A 4,108-nucleotide genomic window follows, 5' to 3' on the forward strand; every position below is an offset into this window, starting at 1 on the left:
TATTTATAATCAGCCATGTTCAGTCAGTTGAATTTAAGGTATTCATCGTATTATTTTTGTGAGTAATATTATGAAAACATTTGTTATTTTGACATCTAGGCACGAAGCTCCAACAATATCGATTAATAAAGTAGTAATGGAGTGTTATCAAACGTTATTAACGAAAAAGTGGGTACTATGATCAACAAAAAATCTGATATTGGCTTAATTGGCCTGGCAGTAATGGGCCAAAACCTAGCATTAAATATTGCGGATCACGGTTTTCAAATATCTGTATACAATCGGACTGAGAGTAAAACTAAACAGTTTGCAGCCAATAATGGCAATACGCCCGGTGGAATGGTTGCTACGTCAACACTAGGAACGCTTGTTGACTCACTATCAAAGCCAAGAAAAATTATCATTATGGTTAAGGCTGGCGCTGCTACTGATGCTGTAATTGAAGAAATTGCCGAGTTACTAGATGCTGGCGATATAGTAATCGATGGTGGTAACGCAAAATGGACCGATACCATTCGCCGCGAACAAGCCTTATCGGTTAGAGGATTACGGTTTATCGGAAGTGGTGTTAGCGGCGGTGAAGAAGGCGCACGTTTTGGGCCTAGTTTAATGCCTGGCGGTACGCGAGAGGCCTGGGAGCATTTAAAACCTATTTGGGAAGCCATCGCTGCAAAAGTGGACATAGATACTGGGCAAGAGATACAGGGGGCCTCTCCCGGTAAACCCATTGTAGGAGGCATACCCTGTACTGCATACATTGGACCCAATGGTGCTGGCCATTATGTAAAAATGGTGCACAACGGTATTGAATACGGTGATATGCAAATGATTTGTGAGGCCTATGATTTAATGCGCTCAGTGCTAGGACTCAGTCCAGCTGAAATGGGTGAGATATTTGAACATTGGAACAAAGGTCGTTTAAATAGTTTTTTAATTGAAATTACAGCGGATATATTAAAACAAATAGATCCTGAAACTGGTGCTCCATTTGTCGATATAGTACTCGATGCAGCAGGACAGAAAGGTACGGGGAAATGGACTAGCACCGACGCCTTAGAAATGGGAGTGCCTGCTCCCACTATTGCAGAAGCTGTTTTTGCCCGTTGCTTAAGCGCAATCAAAACAGAGCGCGTGGCTGCTTCTAGCCTATTTGCACAGCGCAAAATTGTATTTGATGGTGATAGGCAAGCTTTTATCGATGCCATAGAAGACGCACTTTATTGTTCAAAAGTTTGTTCTTATGCGCAAGGTTTCCAACAAATGCGATACGCACAAGAAGAATACAACTGGTCACTTAATTTCGCTGAAATTGCTCAGCTATTTAGAGGGGGTTGCATTATTCGTGCAGGTTTCTTGCAGAAAATTGTTGAAGCCTATGAGCGCGAACCCACGCTAGCCAATTTGTTGTTGGATCCTTATTTCACTAAGGCTATTGAAGCTGCCGATGGTAGTTGGCGTAATGTGGTTTCAACAGCGGCGTTAAATGGTGTTGCTACTCCTACTTTCAGCTCTAGTTTGGCGTACTTTGATAGTTATAGAACGGCTCTACTACCGCAAAATTTGTTACAAGCTCAGCGAGACTATTTTGGTGCACATACTTACGAACGCATTGATAAACCACGCGGCGAGTTTTTTCATATAGATTGGCCAGAAGAAGGCCGACCACAGATTAAGTTGTAATGATTTAATGCTGTTGATTGAAAGGGTCCGGACGCTATTTCTTAATGTTGGACTCTATTAGAGTTTTATCCGATCACTAAGCGTCACCATTACCAAAACAGGTTTCATTAGGGTGATTTAGCTTTCAATCTATTACTGGCGGTTTGGTCTAGAATAATTGCCGTTGTTGTTAATTATCAATACTTAAAAACAGCTCGATAGTATGTTTTAGCTCAGATTGAAAAAAGGTCATGTGTATAAAATATTATGAATCCTAATCAAAACAAATTCATAATCGAAGAAGCCATGGTTTCCTTTGTTCGTTTCCCTTTGATTGTTATGCTGTTTTTAGTAGCCGCTTTTAGCGGTGTGAATATCGCAAGCAATGACGATCAGGTGTTAAACAAACGGGAATTTAATCCCACGCTGGATGGTAGATGGATAGGTAACGGAATTTCTTATGGAGCCTATCGTGATGGTGAGAGTCCTGATCAAAATTTGACCTCTAAGGACAATATTCTAGAAGACTTGCTGATTATTGCAAAACATTGGAATTTAATCAGGCTATATGGTTCTGATTTACAGTCAAAAAACATCTTAGAAGTGATCAAAGATAATAATTTGCCGATACGAGTCATGCTGGGTGCCTGGCTGGATGGCCACAAGTCTGAACAGGAAAATGATGAGCAGATAAGATTAGCAATAGAATTTGCTAATCGTTTTAAGCAGATTGTTGTAGCTGTCAATGTCGGTAATGAGATTTTTGTCGACTGGTCATGGCATCGCGTCAACGACATGGATAAAGTGATCGATCAGATCAGGCAAGTCCGAGCGGCTATCAAGCAGCCAGTGACCGTTAGCGATGATTATAATTTCTGGAATAAGCTCAACGCAAAGAAGGTAGCCGATGAACTCGACTTTATTTGTCTCCACGGTTACGCGTTATGGAACAGTCAGCAACTGAAACAGGGCTTGGAGTGGACTAAGTCAATTCATCAGGATATTCAAAGTCGTCACCCTGATCACAAAATAGCCTTTTGCGAAACCGGCTGGGCTACCAGTAAAGTGAGTACAGGTAATAACGATGAAGCCAGGCTTATGGTTGGTAAGGTAGGTGAAAATGAACAAGCGTTTTTCTTTACTCAATACAATAATTGGGTGAATCAAAATAAACTGGTTTCATTTTATTTTTCATCTTTCGATGAAAATTGGAAAGGCGGTTTTGACGGTGAAAACCCGATGGCAAAAGCGGAGAAGCACTGGGGTCTTTATAAATCAGACCGCAGCCCAAAGAAGTCTATGCGTTGAACGACCAGAGTGTGAATATAATGCATGTTGACTTACCTTATTTAGAAAATTTCTATAAGGATAGAATATATCAGAGTTAAGCTGATTAATTTGGATATGCAATCAGGCTGTATGTGAAATTTGCAGCGAAGCGACTAAGGCAATTTCAAAAGCGATCAGGTTAGGATTTACTCAATTCAAAATCTGAAAAATACAACAACCTCAAGGGTTACCTCCCTCAACAGGAGTGAAACGTTATTTGGGGAACACAATATATTTTGAATAAAACAATCTGGTTGCTGAATATTCCATCCTTGCACTACCAGTCGCCACCTACTATAGTTATTGATCCTCAACGGGGTGCTCTTCAACCAGCGATTGCTGGCCAAAGCTGAGAGGTTTAAACACCAACCCGATGAACCTGATCCAGTTAGTACTGGTGTAGGGATGTGAGCGAATCTAGTGTTGATTTCTCCCCATCTCTCTATTTATATACCTAATGGAGACTTTAATGTCCATCACATCAAAAATAGCTGCGGCACTAGTGCTTAGCGCTTTTGTTTTTAGTACCGGCTTTGCTGCAAAGCCAACACTCACCGTTTATACCTATGATTCGTTTACGAGCGATTGGGGCCCTGGCCCGCAGATTAAAAAAGCATTCGAAGAAACCTGCAATTGCACCCTGGCACTGGTTGGTTTAGAGGATGGTGTTTCATTACTAAACCGTCTTAAATTGGAAGGAAAAAATACCAATGCTGATGTTGTTTTAGGTATCGATACCAACCTGACGGCTGACGCTAGAGCGAGTGGTCTATTTACAAAACACCAGCTGCCAATGACAAAGTCTACTCTCCCACAGGTATGGAAAGACGATACTTTTCTACCTTATGATTATGGTTATTTCGCATTTGTTTATAATTCAGAGCTATTGAAAAATCCACCTTCAAGCCTGAAAGACTTAGTAGAAAATGACAATGGGCCGACGGTCTTAATTCAAGACCCACGTACCAGCACGCCAGGTTTGGGCTTGTTGCTTTGGATCAAAAAAGTCTATGGAGATAAGTCCGATGAGGCTTGGAAGAAACTATCTCCACGAATCATAACCGTCAGCAAAGGCTGAGATGTAGATAATGGTCTTTTCCTCAAGAAACATGTTGCGAGG

Annotated in this window: 3 protein-coding genes and 1 riboswitch; all 3 genes read left to right on the top strand. The window is 41.2% G+C overall.

The features are described from left to right. The first annotated feature begins 177 nt into the window (after positions 1-177). The 3 genes from gndA (at position 178) to QZ562_RS20070 (ending at position 4,066) form a co-directional block, all read left to right on the top strand. A complete protein-coding gene (gene gndA / locus QZ562_RS20060) occupies positions 178-1,680 on the top strand; it encodes an NADP-dependent phosphogluconate dehydrogenase (protein WP_293764269.1) in 1,503 nt (500 codons plus the stop codon). 246 nt (positions 1,681-1,926) lie between these two features. After that, positions 1,927-2,967, top strand: a complete 1,041-nt coding sequence (locus tag QZ562_RS20065; RefSeq protein WP_293764272.1) for a glycosyl hydrolase family 17 — start codon at positions 1,927-1,929, stop codon at positions 2,965-2,967. A gap of 325 nt (positions 2,968-3,292) precedes the next feature. Further along, positions 3,293-3,412: riboswitch (TPP riboswitch) on the top strand. A 45-nt stretch (positions 3,413-3,457) separates the two neighbouring features. Beyond that, positions 3,458-4,066, top strand: a complete 609-nt coding sequence (locus QZ562_RS20070) for a thiamine ABC transporter substrate-binding protein (RefSeq protein ID WP_293764275.1) — start codon at positions 3,458-3,460, stop codon at positions 4,064-4,066. Positions 4,067-4,108: the final 42 nt, after the last annotated feature.

Origin of the sequence: uncultured Paraglaciecola sp. (genome assembly GCF_913058035.1) — a bacterium.
In the GTDB taxonomy this organism is placed as follows: Bacteria; Pseudomonadota; Gammaproteobacteria; order Enterobacterales; family Alteromonadaceae; genus Paraglaciecola.

Coding starts and splice junctions, on each gene's coding strand:
- gndA (WP_293764269.1), top strand. CDS start 178: ATGATCAACAAAAAATCTGATATTGGCTTAATTGGCCTGGCAGTAATG.
- QZ562_RS20065 (WP_293764272.1), top strand. CDS start 1,927: ATGAATCCTAATCAAAACAAATTCATAATCGAAGAAGCCATGGTTTCC.
- QZ562_RS20070 (WP_293764275.1), top strand. CDS start 3,458: ATGTCCATCACATCAAAAATAGCTGCGGCACTAGTGCTTAGCGCTTTT.